The following is a 20,232-nucleotide window of genomic DNA, read 5'->3' as shown; positions in this document are numbered from 1 at the left end:
TGTGAGAGAGAGGAACTCCCGTGCAAGGTGCGGTTGCTGGTTTGGTGTTGTTGGCCGTCCTGGTGATATTCGCCATAGTCGTGGTGGCCAAGTCGGTCGCCCTGATACCGCAGGCCGAGGCCGCGGTGATCGAGCGGCTGGGGCGGTATAGCCGGACGGTCAGTGGTCAGCTGACGTTGTTGGTGCCGTTCATCGACCGGGTGCGCGCCCGGGTGGACCTGCGTGAGCGGGTGGTGTCGTTCCCGCCGCAGCCGGTGATCACCGAGGACAACCTGACGCTGAACATCGACACCGTGGTCTACTTCCAGGTCACCGTCCCGCAGGCCGCCGTCTACGAGATCAGCAACTACATCGTCGGCGTCGAGCAGCTCACCACCACCACCCTGCGCAACGTGGTCGGCGGAATGACGCTCGAGCAAACCCTGACCTCCCGCGACATGATCAACGGGCAGCTGCGCGGCGTCCTCGACGAGGCGACCGGCCGCTGGGGCCTACGGGTCGCGCGGGTCGAGCTGCGCAGCATCGACCCGCCGCCGTCGATTCAGGCCTCGATGGAAAAGCAGATGAAGGCCGACCGTGAGAAGCGGGCGATGATCCTGACCGCCGAAGGGAACCGGCAGGCCGCGATCACACAGGCCGAGGGCGCCAAGCAGGCGCAGATCCTGGCCGCCGAGGGCGCCAAGCAGGCCGCCATCCTGGCCGCCGAGGCCGACCGGCAGTCCCGGATGCTGCGCGCCCAGGGTGAGCGCGCCGCCGCCTACCTGCGGGCGCAGGGGCAGGCCAAGGCCATCGAGAAGACCTTCGCCGCGATCAAGGCCGGCAGGCCCACCCCGGAGATGCTGGCCTACCAGTACCTGCAGACGCTGCCCGAAATGGCCCGCGGTGACGCCAACAAGGTCTGGGTGGTGCCCAGCGACTTCGGCGCGGCGTTGCAGGGATTCACCAAACTGCTGGGCACTCCCGGCGAGGACGGCGTGTTCAGGTTCCAACCGTCACCGGTCGAGGACGCACCCAAGCACAGCGCCGACGACGACGCGGAGATCGCCGACTGGTTCTCCACCGAGACCGATCCCGCGATCGCGCAGGCGGTGGCCAAGGCCGAGGCGAGCGCCCGCCAGCCGCTGGATGGCACGCCGCCCGGGGCGCCGCCGCAGTTGGCTCAATAGGATTGCTCCATGAGCGTTTTCACTTCGCCGAAGACCTACGTCGCGCTCGGCGCGTTCCATGCCGTGGACGCGGTGCTGTGCGGCGTGCAGGTGGCTCCCATCAAGAAGGTTCTGGATGACGTCGGCCTGCCGGAAAACGTCCGGCCCGTGCTGCCGGTGGTGAAGGCGGCCGCGGCGGTGGGCTTGCTGTCGGTGACCCGCTTCCCCGCCCTGGCGAGGCTGACGACGGCGATGCTGACGCTCTATTTCGTCTTGGCGCTCGGTGCGCACATCCGGGTGCGGGACAAGGTCGCCAACGCCCTCCCGGCGGCCATGTTCCTGGCGACCTTCGCCGTTATGACGGCCAAGGGTCCCGACCGCACCTAGTCGAGGCGCAGCTCGACCAACGGCAGCGGGGCGCCGGTGGCGGTGATCGAAGCGCCGAGCGTGCCCTCCAACACGGGCCGCATCCGCTCCCACGCCTTCGGGTGACGGCTGCGATAGGCGGCCAGGACGCGATCCGCCTCATCTTGTGTCATCACCCGCGCCGTGGCTCGTCGGGGCGCACGGCTGCCCGCGTCGACGCGCACCCGCGGGTCGGCCTCAATGTTGCGGAACCACTGGGCTTTGCGGCCGAAGCCGGAGGCCACGACGTAGGTGGCCGGGTCGGGGTGGTCGACCACCTCGAGGACGGCATGGCGCCGCGCGCCCGAGTTGCGACCGGTGTGCTCGAGCATCAGCATGCGCGATCCGAACAGCGCGCCCGCGCGGGCCTTGAAGAGCCAGATCGGCGCGCGCATGAGTCGGCGCGACCGGAGCAATCGTCCGGCGAGCTCGGGGAGAGACGACACCGTTACGCGTGCGGCGCCGGCGGCAACGGTGGCGCGGGCACGACGCCCGGCGCGGACGTCGGTGCGGGCGGCGCGGTGTAAATGCAGCCGCCCCCGCCCACCGGCTGCGAGGACAGCGGCGGCGGGTATGGCGGCGGGGGGAGTTGAACGCGGACCGTCCACACCAGCCCCGTGATCGCGAAGGTGGCCAACGCGCCGAGTATCAGGCCGGCCAGACCGGCGACGATGGCGACGCCGGTGGGGAAGCGGCGGGTTCCGATGTTGTCCGAGGTCATGCGGCTCTCCCGGTGGTCGGATGTCGTTGACTTCAGACGCTACTGGCGAGACGGCCCGCCGCCGTCACGATTCGGCGGATCGTGACGGCGGCGGGCCGGTCAGCTGTGCGGCGCGGGGGAGGGCGGCGGCTGCAATGCCTCGCCGGGCGGCGGCGGGACGTAGCCCCGCGGCGGCCCGGGCGGCGGCGCGAACCCGAAGCCTCCGGGCATGGGACCACCCATCGGCGGGGGCGGTGGGCCCGGATGCAGTGCCATCATCGGCGGCGGACCCGGCAGCGGCGGCAGACCGGGCGAGCCCGCGCTGATGATCCAGGCGAAGGCGATCGCCGCGATGGTGCCGACGGCGCCGATGAGCGCGCCCGCCACCCCGGCGCCGACCACGACGCCGGTGGAGTGGCGGCGGGGCTGAGGTGGTTGATGGCCCGCCGGTGGCGGGGAACTGGTGTCGATTTCGTCGTTTGTGGTCATGGCACCGGACGGTAGGAGCCGGAACTGAGGTGGACCTGAAGATGCGGGCTTCAGGTTCGTTTCAGGACCGGCGCGACAATGGAGTCATGACGAACTGCCCGCGTGTGGCGGCCGGCCGCTTCAGCGTCGGCACGCCGCGGGTTCTGGTGGTCGAAGACTCCGAGACGATTCGCGAAATGGTGGGCGAGGCGCTCACCGACGTCGGCTATCACACCGTCGGCCGTTGTGACGGCGACGGGTTGGAGGAAGTGCTCGACGGGCTGCGCCCAGACCTGGTGGTGCTCGACGTCATGCTGCCGGGACGCGACGGCTTCGACCTCATCGATGTCATCCGCGACTGGGGCGACGTCGGGATCGTCTTGATTACGGCGCGCGACGGCCTGCAGGATCGGCTGCGGGGCTTGGACGGTGGCGCGGACGACTACGTGATCAAGCCGTTCGAGCTGGCCGAATTGGTGTCGCGGGTCGGGGCGGTGTTGCGCCGACGCGGACGGCTGCCGCAGGTGGTCCAGGTCGGCGACCTGATGCTGGACGCCGACGCCGGCGTGGCCGCGCGCGGCGGTAGTCGCCTCGATCTGACGGCAACCGAGCTGCGGCTGCTGGCCTTTCTGGTGGAGCAGCGCGGCCGCATCGTCAGCGCCGGCCAGATCCTGAACGCGGTGTGGGGGTACGACGCCTACGACCCCAACCTGGTCCAGGTGCACATCAGCGGCTTGCGGCGCAAGCTCGAAGCCCACGGGCCGCGGATACTGCACACCGTCCGCGGCATCGGCTACCGGCTGCAGCCCCGGCGATCATGACGGCCGCGCCCACGACTCGAACCCCGTCCCTGCAGCGCCGGGTGACGCTGGTGGTGGTGGCGTTGCTCGCCCTGCTGTTGGTGGTGCTCGGCGTCACCGTCGACGTCAGCCTGGGCGTTCTGGCTCGCCGAAACCTGCACGACCGGCTGCTCGCGGCCGCGTCGCGGGCCGAGGCGCTGGACGCGGCACACACCTCGCCCGATCTGCTGGCCGCCGAACTCAACGGCGGCGGTGTGCGGGCACTGCTGGTCACCGCCGACGGCGCAACGTACGGCGACCGCGGCATCAGTCCCGACACCGTTGCCGGTCCCGTTGCCCCGCCGCCCTTTCCGCCCTTGCCGCCCCCGCCGCCCTTCGCGCCGCCGCCACCGTGGGCGCCCGACCCGAACTTTGCGCCGCCCGGCGTTCCGCCCTGGCCGCCGCCGCCCCCGCCGCCCGGCATTCCGCCCTGGCCGCCCCCGCCGCCGGACGCCACCGCGACGGCCGTGGTGCGTCCGCTGCCGGATGGCTCCCGGGTGATCCTGGTCGCCGACACGACGCAAACCACGCAGGTGACGCACCAGCTGCGCCTGCTGATGCTCGGGGCCGGCGCGGTGACCCTCCTCACCGCCGCCCTGTTGTTGGTGGCAGTCAGCCGGGTGGCGTTGCGCCCGTTGGACCGGCTGACGGCGCTGGCCAACGACATCCGGACGGGCGATCGCGGTCGACGGCTGCGCCCGGACCGGGCCAACACCGAGCTTGGCCGTGCCGCAAGCGCTTTCGACGGGATGTTGGACGCGTTGGAGGCGTCCGAGCGACGGGCCCAGCGGGCGGCGGATGCCGCCCAGCGCGCCGAGACCGCCACCCGGCGCTTCCTCGTCGACGCCGCCCACGAGCTGCGCACCCCGATCGCCGGGATTCAGGTCGCCGCCGAGCAGCTCGCCAACAACGCCACCCCGGATCGGGGCGATGACGTGGCGCAGGGCCAATATCGCCGGGCCAACCTGTTGTTGTCCGACGCCCGCCGCGCCGGGCGGCTCGTCTCGGACATGCTGGATCTGAGTCGCATCGATGCCGGGCTGCCGTTGGAGACCCGCGACGTCGACCTGGCCGCGGTCGCGGACGTCGAAGCCGACCGGGCCGCCATGCTCGCGCCGCAACTCACCGTCAGTCGCACGGGCGCGGCAGATCTCAAGGTCAACGCGGACCCCACACGGCTCGCGCAGGTCCTGTCCAATCTCCTCGACAACGCCCGCCGCTACACGCCGACCGGAGGCACCATCGGGATCGACGTCCGGCGGCACGATGGTGCCGCCGAGGTGACCGTCACCGACAGCGGCCCCGGGATTCCCGACGACGAGCGTGAGCGGATCTTCGAGCGCCTGGTGCGCCTCGACGCGGGGCGCGGCCGCGACCACGGCGGCGCCGGTTTGGGCCTGCCGATCGCCCGGGCGCTGGCGCGGGCCCACGGCGGGGAGCTGGTGTGTGTGCCGCACGACGGCGGTGCCGCGTTCCGGCTCACCCTGCCGGTCGCCGAGGGTGAGCGGTGACCGCCCCAGCTGAGGCGGCCACCGCTCGGTAGGGCTAGCGCACAGCCGGCGTCAGAACCCCGGCGGCGGCGGGCGGAACGGACCCCCCGGGGCCCCAGGCGGCGGCGGTCCACCCGGTCCCCCCGGCGGTGGCGGCGGTCCACCCGGTCCACCGGGCCCACCCGGACCCGGCCCCCAGGGTTGTCCCGGCGGTTGGGGCGGGGGCGGATCGGCACTGGCCGCCGCGGCACCGAAGCCGGCCACGGCCGCCCCAAGGGCACCCGCAAGCAACGAACCGGCGATGAGTTGTTTGATCTTCACTCGGCCCAGCTCTCCTCTCAGTCGGCAATCAATCACCCGTTGGGTGTGCCACGCGACGCACCGCAACGGCAGCGACAGTAGGAAGTGAGCCTGAAGCCGACCTGAAGAAGCTTGTGAGGCAAGAAGGTTCAGCCGACCGGGGACCCCGCGGTCACGGTGGTCAGCCGCCACTTGTCCAGCCAGGGTTGGATGAGCTCGGCCACCGAGAATCTCGCCGGGGCCGAGCATCCCGGCTTGGGGGTGTTGGGGATACCCCCGCGGATGAGGATGCCGACGGCGCGAACGGTGCCGTCGCCTTCATTGAGATACACCGGGCCGCCGGAGTCGCCGCACTGGCCGGGCGCCAAGAACACGACCTTGCTCTTGGTGATTTCCGTGATCGTGCCGCAGGTGGCCTCGCCGGAGCCCATGCCGAATTTGCAGAGTTCCTGGCCGATCTGCAGGTTGGTGGCGACGCCCGAGACCGGCAGGGAGGCCCCGACCGCCGCACTCCGCGGGATGTCGTCGCCGCCCAGCACGATTAGGCCGATGTCGTGCTGTTCGTTGTGGACACCCTCGCTGACCGTCTGGCTGAACGTGCCGACCGTCGCGTAGGGGAGGACGCCGCCCAGGTTCATCGTCACCTTGCCGGGCCCACCCGGGCGGTTGCAGTGGCCGGCGGTGAGGACTCCGGGCTCGCCCGTGGCGGTGTGCACCAAAAAGCCTGCGGTGCAACCCATTCCGCCCGAGCCGTCGGCGTACTCGACGAAGATGCCGGCGCCGGGGCCGATGGCGCTCGATGCGGGCAGGTCGATCGGCGCCAGAGCCGGCGGTGGGGTGAGTTCGCGGGCCGAATCGTTCCTCGACAGCTGGGAGACCGCGGCGACGAAGGCCATGGCGCACAACAACGCCGCGATCGCCAGCAACGCGGAATGCATCCTGGAGCGTTGTGGCAGCGGGTACTGCACGTGGGTTCCGGCCAACACCCCCCCTTGAGCGCGCGATGCCGGTAGATCTCTTAGCGCCAGCTTGCCAGCTTTCGCCCTGCCAGCCGTCGTGATTGGCGAGATTTTCTAGCGGATGGTGGCCGGCTCCGGGGAGGGCTCGTCGTCGACGGGGCTATGTGCGAGGCGGTGGTGCCGGCGGAAGTGGCGGATCTCGATGACCAAGCCCGTCAAACCCACCGCGGCCGTGCACAGCGACACCAGGTAGAGCAGCGAGTTAGGGTGACCGGCGAGGGCGTCGCCGAGGATCACCACGGCGGCGGTGCCGGGCAGCAGGCCGCCCAGCGTCGCCAGCGTGTACGGCAGCAGACGCACCGTCGACGCACCGGCGGCGTAGTTGATCGCCGAGAACGGCACGGCGGGAATCAGCCGCAGCGACAGGATGGCCAGCCAGCCCCGCTGGCGCAGGCGCTCGTCGACCGTGTCGATCGACCGGTGGCGCACCAGACGCTTCAGTCGCCACCCGGCCGCCCGCACCAGCAGCATCGCGATCACCGCGCTCGCGGTGCTGGCACCGACGGCGAGCGCCACGCCGAGCAGCGGGCCGAACAGCAGGCCGGCGGCCAGGGTGAACGCCGTGCGCGGGACCGGGACCACGGTCGCCACGATGTGCGCGGCCAGGAACGCCAGCGGGAACCAGGGGCCAACCGACTCGGCCCAGTCCCGCATCTGCACGGGCGTGGGCAGGGGAAGCCACGACGCGGCGGCGATCAGGAGTGTGATCCCGACCACTGTGGCGATCGCCCGGGGCCGCGACAGCAGACGCGCGGTCGCGCCCAGCGCGCCGCCGAGCTCGCGCAGCGCCCGGTCGATTCTGCAGGTGGCGGAAGCCGTCACGCCTGTAAAGGTTACGGGGCGCAGGTGAATAACTCGTATCCCCAGGCTGGCGTTTCATCGCCGTGCCGCCGCGCTCGCCGCGCCTCGCGGTTTTCTGCCGACAGGCCCGATCAATTAGCCTCATTAGTAAGTCGCAGGCCCCATTTGCTGGGAAAAGGGAGCAATCGGTGTCCATTGATGTACCCGAGCTCGCCGAACTGGAACAGGTTCGCGGGCGTTGGCGCAGTGCGGTCGCCGGCGTGCTGTCGAAAAGCACCCGGAAAGACCCCGAGGAACTCGGGGACCAGCCCGAGCGGCTGCTGGAGACCCCTACCTATGACGGCATCGCCATCCGGGCGCTGTACACCGCGCTGGACGAGCTGCCGGAACCGCCGCTGCCGGGCGACTGGCCGTACGTGCGGGGCGCCGACGCGCTGCGCGACGTCAAGTCCGGCTGGAAGGTGGCCGAAGCGTTCCCGGCCGACCGCGTCGCCGGGGTGACGGCCAAGGACGTGAACGCGGCGGTCCTCGAGGCGCTCGGCAACGGGGCGAACGCGCTGCTACTGCGGGTCGGCCAGTCCGGCGTGACCGCCGATCAGCTCGAGGAAAGCCTGGCCGGGGTGTACCTGAGCATGGCGCCGGTCATCATCGATGCGGGTGCCGACTACTCCACGGCCGCCGACGTGATGCTGGCGATGGCGGCGGGTGTGGAGGCGGATCAGCGCGAACTCCTGTCGATCGACCTGGGCGGTGACCCGCTCACCGCGGCGCTCAGTGGCCGTCCCGCGCCGGCGCTCGACGAGGTGGTCACGGTCGCCAAGCGCGCGGCCCGTGAACGCGGCGTGCGTGCGATCACCGTCGACGGGCCGGCGTTCCACAACCTGGGCGCCAACGCGACTTGGGAGCTGGCCGGCACGGTGGCCGCCGGAGTGGATTATCTGCGGCGTCTCACCGCATCGGATGTGCCGGTCGGGAAGGCGTTGCGGCAGATCAGTTTCCGGCTCGCCGCCGACGACGACCAATTCGTGACCCTCGCCAAGATGCGGGCCGTGCGCCGCCTGTGGGCGCGGGTCGCCGAGGTCGTCGGCGACCCGGACGGCGGCGCCGTCACCGTGCACGCCGAGACGTCGCTGCCGATGATGACCCAACGCGACCCATGGGTGAACATGCTGCGCTGCACCCTGGCCGCGTTCGGTGCGGGCGTCGGCGGCGCCGACACCGTGCTGGTGCTGCCGTTCGACGTGGCGATCCCGGGCGGCTTCCCGGGCACCGCCAGAAGCTTCGCGCGCCGGATCGCCCGCAACACCCAGTTGCTGCTCCTGGAGGAGTCGCACGTCGGCCGGGTGCTGGACCCGGCCGGCGGGTCATGGTTCGTCGAGGACCTCACCACGCGGCTCGCCGAGCAGGCCTGGGCACACTTCCAGGCCATCGAGGCCCGCGGCGGTTTCAGCGAGGCGCGCGACTACGTCGCCGGCCAGATCGCCGAAGTGGCCGCGCGACGCGCCGACGACATCGCGCATCGGCGCACCGCGATCACCGGTGTCAACGAGTTCCCGAACCTGACGGAACCGGCTCTGCCGCAGGATGATTCGTCAGGTTCGCCGCTGCCCGCGGGCCACCTGCAGCGCTATGCCGCGGCGTTCGAGGCGCTACGCGATCGCTCCGACGCTTTCCTGGTCAAAACCGGTGCGCGACCCCAAGCGCTGCTGCTACCGCTGGGACCGCTGGCCGAGCACAACATCCGGGCCACCTTCGCCGCCAACCTGCTGGCGTCTGGGGGCATCGAAGCCGTCAACCCCGGCACCGTCGACGCCGCGGGCGTCGCGAGGGCCGTCGCCGACGCCGGGTCGCCCGGCGCGGCGGTCATCTGCGGCACCGACAAGCGCTACGGGGAGGAGGCCGCGGCGATCGTCGAGGCGGCCCGGGCCGCCGGGGTGGCGCGGGTATACCTGGCCGGGCCGGAGAAGGCCCTGGGCGACGCCGAGCATCGGCCCGACGAGTTCCTGACCGCGAAAATCAATGCGGTCGAAGCCCTTTCGAACCTGCTCACTCGACTGGGAGCGTAGCCGCAATGACCACAACCGCACCTGTGATCGGTAACTTCGCCGAGGTCCCGCTGGACGGCGACCGGCCGCTGCCGCCGCCCACCGAGGCAGCCGTGCAAAAGCACGTCGCCGCCGCGGCGGCGGCGCACTGGTACACGCCCGATCAGCTCGAATGGCATACGCCCGAGGACATCGCCGTCAAACCGGTGTACATCGGCGCCGACCGGGCCGCCGCCGTCGCGGCCGGTTACCCGCTGAACAGCTTCCCGGGCGAACCGCCGTTCCTGCGCGGCCCGTACCCCACGATGTACGTCAACCAGCCGTGGACCATCCGCCAGTACGCGGGGTTCTCCACCGCGGCGGAGTCGAACGCGTTCTACCGTCGCAACCTGGCGGCCGGTCAGAAGGGCCTGTCGGTGGCGTTCGATCTGGCCACCCACCGCGGATACGACTCCGACCACCCCCGCGTCCAGGGCGACGTCGGAATGGCAGGCGTGGCAATCGATTCCATTCTCGACATGCGGCAGCTGTTCGACGGCATCGACCTGTCGACGGTCTCGGTGTCGATGACGATGAACGGTGCCGTGCTGCCGATTCTGGCGCTGTATGTGGTGGCCGCCGAGGAGCAGGGCGTGCCCCCGGAGAAGCTGGCCGGCACCATTCAGAACGATATTCTCAAAGAATTCATGGTGCGCAACACCTACATCTACCCGCCCAAGCCGTCGATGCGCATCATCTCCGACATCTTCGGTTACACCAGCGCCAAGATGCCGAAGTTCAACTCCATCTCGATCTCCGGCTATCACATCCAAGAGGCCGGCGCCACAGCCGATTTGGAACTCGCGTACACCCTGGCCGACGGCGTCGACTACATCAAGGCGGGCCTGGACGCCGACCTGGACATCGACAAGTTCGCACCGCGCCTGTCGTTCTTCTGGGGCATCGGCATGAACTTCTTCATGGAGATCGCCAAGCTGCGCGCGGGCCGGTTGCTGTGGAGCGAGCTGGTTGCACAGTTCAACCCGAAAAGCTCGAAATCGCTTTCGCTGCGTACCCATTCGCAGACCTCGGGTTGGTCGCTGACCGCGCAGGACGCGTTCAACAACGTGGCGCGCACCTGCATCGAGGCGATGGCCGCCACCCAGGGACACACCCAGTCCCTGCACACCAACGCCCTCGACGAGGCGCTGGCGCTGCCCACCGACTTCTCGGCGCGGATCGCGCGTAACACCCAGCTGCTGCTACAGCAGGAGTCGGGCACCACGCGGCCCATCGACCCCTGGGGCGGTTCGTATTACGTGGAGTGGCTGACCCATCAGCTCGCGCAGAAGGCCCGCGCCCACATCGCCGAGGTCGCCGAACACGGCGGCATGGCTCAGGCCATCAGCGACGGCATTCCCAAGCTGCGCATCGAGGAGGCGGCCGCGCGCACCCAGGCCCGCATCGACTCCGGGATGCAGCCGGTGATCGGCGTCAACAAGTATCAGGTCGAGGAGGATCAAGAGGTCGAGGTCCTCAAGGTCGAGAACAGCCGCGTGCGCGCCGAACAGCTGGCCAAACTCAAAGAGCTGCGGGCCAGCCGCGACCAGTCCGCCGTCGAGGCCGCCCTGGCTGACCTGTCCCGAGCGGCGGCGGCACACGGCCGCGCCGGCGAGGACGGGCTGGGTAATAATCTGCTGGCGCTGGCGATCAACGCCGCCCGGGCCAAGGCGACGGTCGGCGAGATCTCCGACGCGCTGGAAAAGGTATACGGCCGGCACCAGGCGGAGATCCGCACGATCGCCGGCGTGTACCGCGACGAAGCCGGAAAGGCCGCCAACATCGCAACCGCCACGGAACTGGTCGAGAAGTTCGCCGAGGCCGACGGCCGACGGCCGAGAATTCTGGTGGCGAAGATGGGTCAGGACGGTCACGACCGGGGCCAGAAGGTGATCGCAACCGCCTTCGCCGACCTGGGCTTCGACGTCGACGTCGGCTCGCTGTTCTCCACGCCCGACGAAGTGGCCCGGCAGGCCGCCGACAACGATGTGCACGTCGTCGGCGTCTCCTCGCTGGCCGCCGGCCACCTGACGCTGGTGCCGGCGTTGCGGGACGCGCTCGCCGAGGTGGGACGGCCCGACATCATGATCGTGGTCGGCGGGGTCATCCCGCCCGGCGACTTCGACGAGCTGTACGGGGCCGGGGCCGCCGCCATCTTCCCGCCCGGGACGGTGATCGCCGACGCCGCGATCGGCTTGCTGCACAAGCTGGCCGAGCGGCTGGGTTACACGCTCGACTAGATGGCCGGCCCGAAGAGCGATTCCGTCGAGGAGTTGGCCGACGCCGTTCGCCGCGGCGACCGGGCGGCGCTGCCGCGGGCGATCACGCTGCTGGAGTCGACCCGCGCCGACCATCACGAGAAGGCGCAGCGGCTGCTGCTCGAGCTGACGCCCGACGCGGGCAGCGCCCATCGCGTCGGCATCACCGGGACGCCCGGGGTGGGGAAGTCGACCACCATCGAGGCCCTCGGGATGCACCTGATCGAAGACGGCCACCGGGTGGCGGTGTTGGCCGTCGACCCGTCGTCGACTCGCAGCGGCGGATCGATCCTCGGCGACAAGACCCGGATGGCGCGCCTGGCGGTGCACCCGGATGCGTACATCCGCCCGTCGCCGACCTCGGGCACATTGGGCGGCGTAGCAAAGGCCACGCGCGAGACGGTGGTGCTGTTGGAGGCCGCCGGTTTCGACGTCATCATCATCGAGACCGTCGGCGTCGGTCAGTCCGAGGTGACGGTGGCCAACATGGTCGACACGTTCGTCCTGCTGACGCTGGCGCGCGGTGGCGATCAGTTGCAAGGCATCAAGAAGGGCGTCCTGGAGCTGGCCGACATCGTGGTGGTGAACAAGGCCGACGGCGAACACCTCGCCGAGGCACGGGTGGCCGCCCGAGAACTGTCCTCGGCCATCAGGCTGATACACCCGCGTGAAACGCTGTGGCGGCCGCCCGTTCTCACCATGAGCGCGATGGAGGGGACCGGTCTGAAGGAGTTGCGGGAGACCATCGAACGCCATCGGCAGGTGCTCACCGAGGCCGGCGAGTTCGAGGCGCGCCGGCGGGCCCAGCAAGTCGATTGGACGTGGCAGATGGTGCGCGACGCCGTCTTGGACCGGGTGCTGGCCAACCCCAAAGTGCGCAAGATGCGCGCCGACGTCGAGCGCCAGGTCAAGGCGGGGGAGCTGACCCCCGCGCTGGCCGCTCAGCAAATATTGACGGCTGCGTCAGACTAACGGATAGGTAAACAATCTAGATTTCGCTCCGGGAAGGTGTGAAATCCAAGTAAATTTGAGACTGTGACGGTGGAAACCCGAGTCGATCGCCGCGCGGTCCCTGTCCACGATGACCTTGACGCAGGTCACCGTGTGTCCGGCGCGGCGGACTCACACTTCGGATGCGTCGTTCGCAGCTTTTCCACGATGTTTCCCGCCCGCCGGTTCGGCGGCGGTGCGCTGGCCGTGTATCTCGACGGCCAACCGGTCGTCGACGTGTGGTCGGGCTGGTCCGACCGCGCCGGCCACCGGCCATGGTCGGCCGACAGCGCACCGATGGTGTTCTCGGCGACCAAAGGCATGGCCGCCACGGTCATTCACCGGCTCGCCGACCGCCGGCTGATCGACTACGAGGCGCCCGTTGCCGAGTACTGGCCCGAGTTCGGGGCCAACGGCAAGGCCGACCTCACCGTGCGCGACGTGATGAGGCACGCCGCCGGCCTGTCGGGTCTGCGCGGCGCCAGCAGCGAAGACTTGCTGGACCACGTCGTGATGGAAGAGCGGCTGGCCGCGGCGTCGCCGGGCCGGCTGCTGGGCAAGTCGGCGTACCACGCGCTGACCTTCGGCTGGCTGATGTCCGGCCTCGCCCGCGGTGTGACCGGAAAAGGCATGCGCGCGTTGATCCGCGAGGAGCTCGCCGAGCCGCTGGGCACCGACGGGCTGTACCTCGGTCGCCCGCCGGCCGGGGCGCCGACGCGAGTGGCCGAGATCATCGCGCCGCAGAACATGGTGAGGAACCCGGTCCTCAGCTTTGTGACGCGCAAGGTCGCCAACGAGCTGTCCGGCGGGTTCCGGTCCATGTACTTCCCGGGTATGGTCGCCGCGGTCCAGGGCGATACCCCCTTGCTGGACGCGGAGATCCCCGCGGCCAACGGCGTGGCGACGGCCCGCGGGCTGGCACGGATGTACGGCGCCATCGCCAACGGCGGCGAGGTCGACGGCATCCGGTTCCTGTCCCGCGAGATGGTCGCCGGCCTGACCGGTCGGCGGAGCCTGCGCCCGGACCGAAACCTGTTCGTGCCGCTGGCCTTCCACCTGGGCTACCACAGCCTGCCCATCGGGAACGTGATGCCCGGCTTCGGCCACGTCGGACTGGGCGGCTCGCTCGGCTGGACCGACCCGTCGAGCGGCGTGGCCTTCTCGCTGGTGCACAACCGGCTGCTGACCCCGTTCGTGGCGACCGACCACGCCGCGTTCGTCGGCATTTATGCGCTGATTCGCAAGGCCGCCGAGAAGGCCCGCAAACGCGGATTCACGCCGGTGACCGAATACGGCGCACCATTCTTCGAGCCCGGAGCCGTCGCGGGCTGAGGAAAAGACGCGCGAAACAATTGCCAGCAAGCTGACGACCGATATGTCGAAGCGATTTCCTGCGGGCGCTTTGCCGTAAAGCGCTCCTTCGTTTGGACGCCGGAATTCGCCGGTCGGCATCGCCTCGCGAAACGCGCCGTCATCTAATGGTGATCCCGTGTTGGTCAACGGACCGATGCGCAAAGTGCAGAGCCGTTAATCCGGTAATGAAACCCGCGCAAGCTGGGCCCGTTTTAATCGACATCAACGCAGCCATCCCTACGGCCGCGAAGACGCAATCTTCACGCCGGTGTCGATCGTCGACGCGCTCGGGGTGACAGCCGTTTCGAGCGGTCTGCGATGCGGACAAACGCCAACCGGATTCGCTCAGGCAGGCCATTTCACCGAACGGTACCCGCGCGAGACCCCGGACCGGGACCAAAATCCGGTTGCGCCGCGGGCGTAAGGGCTTCGGCGTGTAACGCCGGGCGTTGCCGCAGCGATACGTCAGCGAAAGCTACACGACTTCCCGGGAAGTGAGGCGCATCACAAAAACTTCACACTTCAGCGTTTGATTGGCCCGGCCGGCTGGGTAGTAGCGGCACTAGGGGGTCGCCCGGTTGGGTCGAAGAGCCAAACCACCTTCGTGTATGACCGGTGGTCGTAACGATCTGGCTCGAGAAACGCAAAAAGGGGGTGAGGGCAACGACAGCCGTCTAGACTCACTTCCGGCGGTACTGACACGCGGGAGAGGGGGAGTTGGCCTTGGCCCGCGGCAGACTACTCCCGATGATTTCATCGTCCTCATGAGGCTCGCCGGTGAGTTTCACAGATCCACAACTCAATTGCTTGGCGCGCGGTCCGTGCCATTGCGTCACGAGCAATCCATGCGGGCCCTTCGAATAGACAGTTAGGGGGATATTCCCGAATCGTCTGATTGCCGCAGAAGTTGCCGCCGAGTCGAGGAATCGGAGACAATAACCGATGCCCCAGACATCACCTAGCCCAACAGAACTGAAAGGCTATGATCCGTCGTGAAATTTGTGCTGGCGAGCTATGGAACTCGGGGCGATGTCGAGCCGACCGTGGCTATGGGTCGAGAACTGCAGCGCAGAGGACACGACGTGCTCATGGCCGTCCCATGCAACCTGACGGCCTTCGCCGAGGCGGCGGGGCTTCCGGCGGCCGCCTACGGGCCGGACATGCACGACTTCCTGAGCGATGACTTCCTCCGTGACTTCTGGACGAACTTCCGCCGCAGCTTCTGGACGATCAAAGAGCCGATCAGGTTGTTGCGTGAGCTGTGGCAGCCATGCCTCACGCACTGGGCGGAAATGAGCCGCACGCTGGCATCGCTGGCCGCCGGCGCCGACGTGCTGTTCAGCGGACTGGTTTACCAGGAACTCGCCGCAAGCATCGCCGAGGCGTACGACATCCCGTTCGGGACGCTGCATTATTTCCCGATACGCCCCAACGGCCAGCTTTATCCCGTTGCGCCGGCGCCTTTAGTCCGTACCGGGATGACCGTCTACGACTGGTTGTGCTGGCGCATGAGCAAGAACGCGGAGGACGCGCAACGCCGTGAACTGGGTCTGCCCCCCGCGACGTCTCCCTCGCCACGTCGAATCGAACGCACCGCGTTGGAGATTCAGGCGTACGACGAAGCGTGCTTCCCCGGCCTGGCCGACGAATGGCAAAAATGGGGTGACCGACGACCTTTCGTCGGGGCGCTCACAATGGGATTGACGACCGATGCCGACGAAGAGGTGGCCTCGTGGATTGCCGCGGGAACACCACCGATTTGCTTTGGTTTTGGCAGTATGCCGGTGGCCGCGTCCCCGGCCGACACCGTGAAAATGATCGGCGCCGCCTGCGCGGAATTGGGCGAGCGGGCATTGGTTTGCGCCGGGTGGGCCGATTTCAGTGACGTGCCCGATTTCGAGCACGTGAAGGTGGTCAGCGCGGTGAATTACGCAGCAACCTTCCCTAAGTGCCGCGCGGTGGTCCACCACGGCGGTTCGGGCACCACGGCTGCGGCTCTGCGCGCGGGCGTTCCGTCGATGATCCTTTGGACGGCCGGCGACCAACCGCATTGGGGGGCCCAGCTCAAACGGTTGAAAACCGGCACCACCCGGCGCTTTTCGACCACGACCACCGAAACGTTGGTCACCGACCTGCGTCAGATCCTGGAACCCGACTATGCGGTGCGAGCCCGCGACCTCGCGGCCCGGATGACAGACCCAGCGGAAAGCGTTGCCAAAGCCGTCGATGTGCTCGAAAAGTTCGCCAGCGCAAGGCGGTTGGTCTGACCTTTTGCGGCGTGCTCGGATGCTCGGCGCCGCAGCGTTCCGGATGGGAAGGCTATCGGCCGGACGCGTCTCTGCCGTCGTCCGAGCTGACCTCGACCTGGGTGGTCGAGTCCGTCGTGGCAGGGGTGTTCTGCCGCTTGAAGCGGGATTTGAGCGATAGCGCGCGCTTTTCCACCAGGAACCAACTCAGCGCGGCCACCGGCAGGGTGGCGGCCATCGCGACCACGAAAAAGACCATCGGATGCAGCCGCGCGAGGCCGCATACCGCCAGCAACTGCTGCATCGGGAACGCATAGATGTACATGCCATAGGACAGGTCCGTGCGTAGTTGGAGTCGCTTGTGCTGAAGCAGCGCCCCAGAGACGACGACGGCGTAGGCCAGCGGAAGGCCGGCCACCACCCGATAGTCGGGCAGCTGGCTGGACGCGAGGACGATGACCACGCAGACCGCGACGAGTGATCAGCGAGCGGGGATCACGTCTCGCCACTGGTAAAGGAGCGCTCCGGAGGCGAACATGATGGCCGAGCGGCAAAGCAGCTGCGGGATGGTCCACACGCCGGGGAAGGTCAAAGGTGGCAACAACACCGCCCCGACCACGGCAAGTGCCAGCAGAACCGGGGAAACCCACCTGCGATTGGCGAGGCCGATGACGCCGATGAACGCAACCGCCAGGTAGCACATCACTTCCCAGATGAGGGACCACAGCGAGGCGTTCCAATTTGCTCCGCCCGGCGTTCCGTGCGGCGTCGGGCCGACGTTCGGGTGCAGGTATGCCAACGCGGCGTTTTGCACGACGTAATCGATCGGATCGCGGGAGGCCAGCAGCCTCCCGGCCGAACCGCCCTGGATCGCCAGGCTCAGTGGTGCGAACAGGTATGCCGTGACGATCAGGCAGACGTAGAAACCGGGAAGGATACGCAGAGCCCGGGCCAAGAGGTAGTCACGAAGTTGAGGGTCGTTCAGCCAGCTTCGGGAGATGAGGAATCCTGAGATTGCGAAGAACCCGTCAACACCCACCGCGAAAAGCAGCTTATTGGCCGCCGCCGGCGGCATGTGGCCGGTGATAGGCCATGAGTGGAACAACATCACTTCGGTTGCCAGGGCTAGCCGGAACGCGTTCAGCGCGTTATTTCGCGGGCTGAACACTTCCCCCAGCTTCATGTGACTCCGTCCATCGTCCCCGTGCGCGTTGTCGGCGCCATCGTATATCGCGACGGTGTTGATCACCGCTGCTTTGAGCGCTCTTGGCGAGTCGGTCGGGCGAAGATGCGACACGGCAGCGGGCATGCTCGCTTGACTGGCGAACTAGGGCTTGACCGGGCCGCTCGCAACGGGGCGGGCGCGGCGGCGTTCGACGCTCCGGGTCGAGAACGGAGGTGCTAGCATCCCGGTCGTGTCTGAAGATGGTGCACGGCTGCGAATCGGTGTCCTCGGTGCAGCCCGCATCGCGCCACTGGCGCTTATCAATCCGGCACGGGAAAACGACGAGGTCGTGGTCGCGGCGGTGGCCGCTCGCGAGACATCTCGCGCCCAAGACTTTGCCGCCGAACACGGCATTTCCCGAGTGCACGACAGCTATGAAGCGCTGGTCGCCGACCCGGATCTGGACGCCGTCTACAACCCACTCCCAAATGGGTTGCACGGCAGGTGGACCCGAGCCGCGATTGCCGCGGGCAAGCATGTGCTGTGCGAGAAACCGTTCAGCGCCAACGCCGCTGAGGCACGCGAAGTCGCCGAACTGGCCGCTCAGTCAGACCGAGTCGTGATGGAGGCCTTTCACTATCGCTACCATCCTTTGACGCTGCGCGTTGAGGAGATAATCGCTTCCGGGGAACTGGGACAGCTGAGGCGGGTAGAGGCGGCCATATGCTTCCCGTTGCCGAAGTTTTCCGATATCCGCTACAACTACTCCCTTGCCGGTGGCGCGACGATGGACGCCGGATGCTATGCGGTCGACATCATCCGCACGTTCGGTGGTGCGACACCGGAAGTTGTTTCGGCACAGGCGAAACTGCGCGACCCCCGGGTGGACCGCGCCATGACCGCCCGGCTTCGCTTTCCAAACGGGATCGAGGGGCGAATCCGTTGCTCGATGTGGTCGTGGGATCTGTTTCAGTTGAGCGCCAAGGTCGTTGGCGATCGCGGGGAAGTGCGCGTGCTCAATCCCGTAATGCCGCAGGCTTTCCATCGGCTCTCGGTCAAATCGGCGGATGGCAAACGAGTGGAACGCTTCTCGCGCCGTCCCTCATATGCGTATCAACTCGACGCGTTTGCCGCGGCGGCGCTGCGCGGGGAGCCCATCAAGACGACACCGCAAGGCGCGGTCGAGAACATGAGCGTCATCGACGCGATCTATCGCGCCGCCGGCCTCCCGCTCCGCGAGCCCGCCTGAGCTCAACCGCCCATCCGGTGGAGCCGGGCAAGAAACACCTCTGCACTCAGCTGGCGAAGTGCGCCTGATTCAGGTGTTCGGCCACCCGCAGGGCGTTGGCGGCGATGGTCAAGCTGGGATTCAGACCGGCGCTGCTGGGGAAAAACGAGCTATCGACCACGTATAGGTTTTCGACTTCGTGCGCCCGGTTGTACGGATCCAGCACGCTCGTCTTGGGATCGGCACCGAAGCGGCACGTGCCGCAAACGTGGGCCACGGCTTTGTTGTCCTCGGCGCCTCGCAACGTGATCTTGCGGAAGGGTTCCAACACGCCTTTCAACTGTTCCAAAAAGATGGCGCGGCGCTCGAGTTCGTTCTCGTGAAGGCGGTACTGGAGTTTCAGTCGCTGACGCCCGTCGGCGGTGGGTCCGTCGTGGGGCACGACACGGTTGTCCAGATACGGGAGGTCCTCCATGATCGTTGCGAGGACCAGCCCGCCATTGAAAAACCGCTCGTAGACTTGACGCACTGCCGGTTTCATGAGCCGAAGTGCCGCCGGCCGCCATCCGGGAACATTGGTCAAAACCTCCATGGGCGCCATGGAACCGAAAGATTGCACGGTGCCGTACTTTTGCCCCTCCCAGAAGTAGAAGTCGTTCAGCCCGATTTCCTTGTTCGCGGCTGTGGTCCTGGAACCGCGCTGCGGCCAGATCTCGACCAAGTCAACGAGGTGACGCATCAGGTTGCGGCCCACCCAGTCCGAGCCGTTGGCCAGGCCGCGCGGCCAATCGGCAGAACGGGAATTGAGTAACAGCACCGGGGTAACCAGGGCGCCGGCGGCGAGCACCACCAGTTTGGCCTTCAGGGACACCGTGCCGGAGCGATGCTCGCAGATCACTCGCCGGACTTGCGTGCGGTCCGCGTCGAGACGCAACACCCGACATTCCGGTAGGAGCTTCGCTCCGTGCTCGGAGACGGCCGGCAAGACGCAATTGCGTGCGCTGTCGTTCTTGCATGACTGGTTACACAGATAGCTTTGGCACGTCGCGCAATCGGAGGTGTAGTCACAGGCCATCGGCAGGTGATACGGGTGCAGGCCACGGCTCGTGAGGTAGTCGACAAGCGGCTGGTTGTCCGCCGAAAATGGCGGCGCCGCAGGCAGATCAGGGTCGGCGGCACCCGGCCGCAGGGGATCGGGCTGGCCCCGAACACCGAACAACCGCTCGGCCGCCGAGTACCACGGACGCATCTCGTCGTATGTGATCGGCCAGGCTTCGGGCACGGTCGAATCGCCAGGGCTTCGGAAGTGCTGTCTAGGGGTGAAATCCTGAGCGAAAAACCGCTCACACACCATGCCGTAGAGGGCCGACGAGCCACCCGTGCCGGCGCCCAGAAAGGGGACGAATCGTTGTGGGGAGCGCCCGCTGATGTCCTCGATCTCGTCGGTTGAGCGTCCGGATCTGGTCAACACGTCAAAGTAGGTTTCCGCGGAGCGGCACTCCTGCGGATGGGACACTTCGGGCATCGATGAGCGGACCGTCCCGGATGCCCCCGGAAGGGTCGAGCGCCCCTTCTCGACGAATAGCACCTTCCGACCCGCACGGGCGAGCGAGTAGCCCAGGGTACCGCCGCCCATGCCGGTCCCAACGATGATCGCGTCCCACTCGACGCGTTCCGCCTCGCGCGCGTCTAGCTCGCCGTCGGCCAAAATTGAGTCCTCAGTGCGTAATTGCCCAAATTT

At 68.1% G+C, this 20,232-nt stretch carries 15 protein-coding genes and 2 pseudogenes; 10 read left to right on the top strand and 7 right to left on the bottom strand.

The window, feature by feature from the left end; translation table 11 throughout:
• The first annotated feature begins 20 nt into the window (after positions 1–20).
• Positions 21–1,166, top strand: coding sequence for an SPFH domain-containing protein (locus BRW65_RS06465; protein ID WP_073872496.1), 1,146 nt, complete (start codon positions 21–23; stop codon positions 1,164–1,166).
• 9 nt (positions 1,167–1,175) lie between these two features.
• Entirely contained in the window at positions 1,176–1,532 is a 357-nt protein-coding gene (locus BRW65_RS06460; RefSeq protein ID WP_073872494.1) for a DoxX family protein, read from the top strand.
• Here BRW65_RS06460 and BRW65_RS06455 read toward each other — a convergent pair.
• From BRW65_RS06455 to BRW65_RS31990, 3 genes are all read right to left on the bottom strand, one after another.
• Complete coding sequence (locus BRW65_RS06455) at positions 1,529–1,945, bottom strand: nitroreductase family deazaflavin-dependent oxidoreductase (RefSeq protein WP_084187738.1); 417 nt, start codon at positions 1,943–1,945, stop codon at positions 1,529–1,531. The genes BRW65_RS06460 and BRW65_RS06455 overlap by 4 nt on opposite strands.
• 53 nt (positions 1,946–1,998) lie before the next feature.
• Positions 1,999–2,271, bottom strand: coding sequence for a hypothetical protein (locus tag BRW65_RS06450; protein ID WP_073872490.1), 273 nt, complete (start codon positions 2,269–2,271; stop codon positions 1,999–2,001).
• 99 nt (positions 2,272–2,370) lie between these two features.
• Positions 2,371–2,739 carry a hypothetical protein gene (locus BRW65_RS31990; protein WP_073872488.1) on the bottom strand — a complete coding sequence of 123 codons (369 nt, stop codon included), beginning with the start codon at positions 2,737–2,739 and terminating at the stop codon, positions 2,371–2,373.
• 86 nt (positions 2,740–2,825) lie between these two features.
• On the opposite strand from BRW65_RS31990, the gene BRW65_RS06440 reads away from it, so the two are divergent.
• Both BRW65_RS06440 and BRW65_RS06435 read left to right on the top strand, forming a co-directional pair.
• Positions 2,826–3,539, top strand: coding sequence for a response regulator transcription factor (locus BRW65_RS06440; protein WP_073872967.1), 714 nt, complete (start codon positions 2,826–2,828; stop codon positions 3,537–3,539).
• Positions 3,536–5,068, top strand: coding sequence for a sensor histidine kinase (locus BRW65_RS06435; RefSeq protein ID WP_073872486.1), 1,533 nt, complete (start codon positions 3,536–3,538; stop codon positions 5,066–5,068). The genes BRW65_RS06440 and BRW65_RS06435 overlap by 4 nt, the downstream gene beginning before the upstream one ends.
• 428 nt (positions 5,069–5,496) lie before the next feature.
• Here the strand turns inward: BRW65_RS06435 and BRW65_RS06425 are convergent, their stop codons facing one another.
• Together BRW65_RS06425 and BRW65_RS06420 are read right to left on the bottom strand one after the other, a co-directional pair.
• Positions 5,497–6,285, bottom strand: coding sequence for an endopeptidase (locus BRW65_RS06425; RefSeq protein WP_073872963.1), 789 nt, complete (start codon positions 6,283–6,285; stop codon positions 5,497–5,499).
• Between the two features lie 135 nt (positions 6,286–6,420).
• Positions 6,421–7,188: a TVP38/TMEM64 family protein gene (locus BRW65_RS06420; RefSeq protein ID WP_073872480.1), complete on the bottom strand. Its 768-nt coding sequence runs from the start codon at positions 7,186–7,188 to the stop codon at positions 6,421–6,423.
• A gap of 167 nt (positions 7,189–7,355) precedes the next feature.
• Between BRW65_RS06420 and mutA the strand changes: the two genes are divergently transcribed.
• From mutA to BRW65_RS06395, 5 genes and pseudogenes are all read left to right on the top strand, one after another.
• Positions 7,356–9,233: a methylmalonyl-CoA mutase small subunit gene (mutA, locus tag BRW65_RS06415; RefSeq protein WP_073872478.1), complete on the top strand. Its 1,878-nt coding sequence runs from the start codon at positions 7,356–7,358 to the stop codon at positions 9,231–9,233.
• 5 nt (positions 9,234–9,238) lie between these two features.
• The gene (gene scpA / locus BRW65_RS06410; protein ID WP_073872476.1) at positions 9,239–11,491 is read left to right on the top strand and encodes a methylmalonyl-CoA mutase; all 2,253 of its coding nucleotides are present in this window, start codon (positions 9,239–9,241) and stop codon (positions 11,489–11,491) included.
• A pseudogene (gene meaB, locus BRW65_RS06405) lies at positions 11,492–12,492 on the top strand (methylmalonyl Co-A mutase-associated GTPase MeaB).
• Positions 12,493–12,544: 52 nt separating this feature from the next.
• Positions 12,545–13,831, top strand: a complete 1,287-nt coding sequence (locus tag BRW65_RS06400) for a serine hydrolase domain-containing protein (RefSeq protein ID WP_073872472.1) — start codon at positions 12,545–12,547, stop codon at positions 13,829–13,831.
• Between the two features lie 1,013 nt (positions 13,832–14,844).
• Positions 14,845–16,119: a glycosyltransferase gene (locus BRW65_RS06395; RefSeq protein ID WP_073872470.1), complete on the top strand. Its 1,275-nt coding sequence runs from the start codon at positions 14,845–14,847 to the stop codon at positions 16,117–16,119.
• A gap of 52 nt (positions 16,120–16,171) precedes the next feature.
• On the opposite strand, the pseudogene BRW65_RS06390 reads toward BRW65_RS06395, so the two are convergent.
• A pseudogene (locus tag BRW65_RS06390) lies at positions 16,172–17,281 on the bottom strand (acyltransferase family protein).
• 232 nt (positions 17,282–17,513) lie between these two features.
• Between BRW65_RS06390 and BRW65_RS06385 the strand changes: the two are divergent.
• Complete coding sequence (locus BRW65_RS06385) at positions 17,514–18,512, top strand: Gfo/Idh/MocA family protein (protein WP_073872468.1); 999 nt, start codon at positions 17,514–17,516, stop codon at positions 18,510–18,512.
• A gap of 46 nt (positions 18,513–18,558) precedes the next feature.
• On the opposite strand, the gene BRW65_RS06380 is transcribed toward BRW65_RS06385, so the two are convergent.
• On the bottom strand, positions 18,559–20,199 hold the full coding sequence (locus tag BRW65_RS06380; RefSeq protein ID WP_073872466.1) for a GMC oxidoreductase: 1,641 nt from the start codon (positions 20,197–20,199) through the stop codon (positions 18,559–18,561).
• Positions 20,200–20,232 lie beyond the last annotated feature (33 nt).

Source organism: Mycobacterium paraffinicum, from assembly GCF_001907675.1.
GTDB lineage: Bacteria > Actinomycetota > Actinomycetes > Mycobacteriales > Mycobacteriaceae > Mycobacterium > Mycobacterium paraffinicum_A.
Note: the sequence above shows the minus strand (reverse complement) of the source record. Positions and strands in the feature narration are given on the sequence as shown.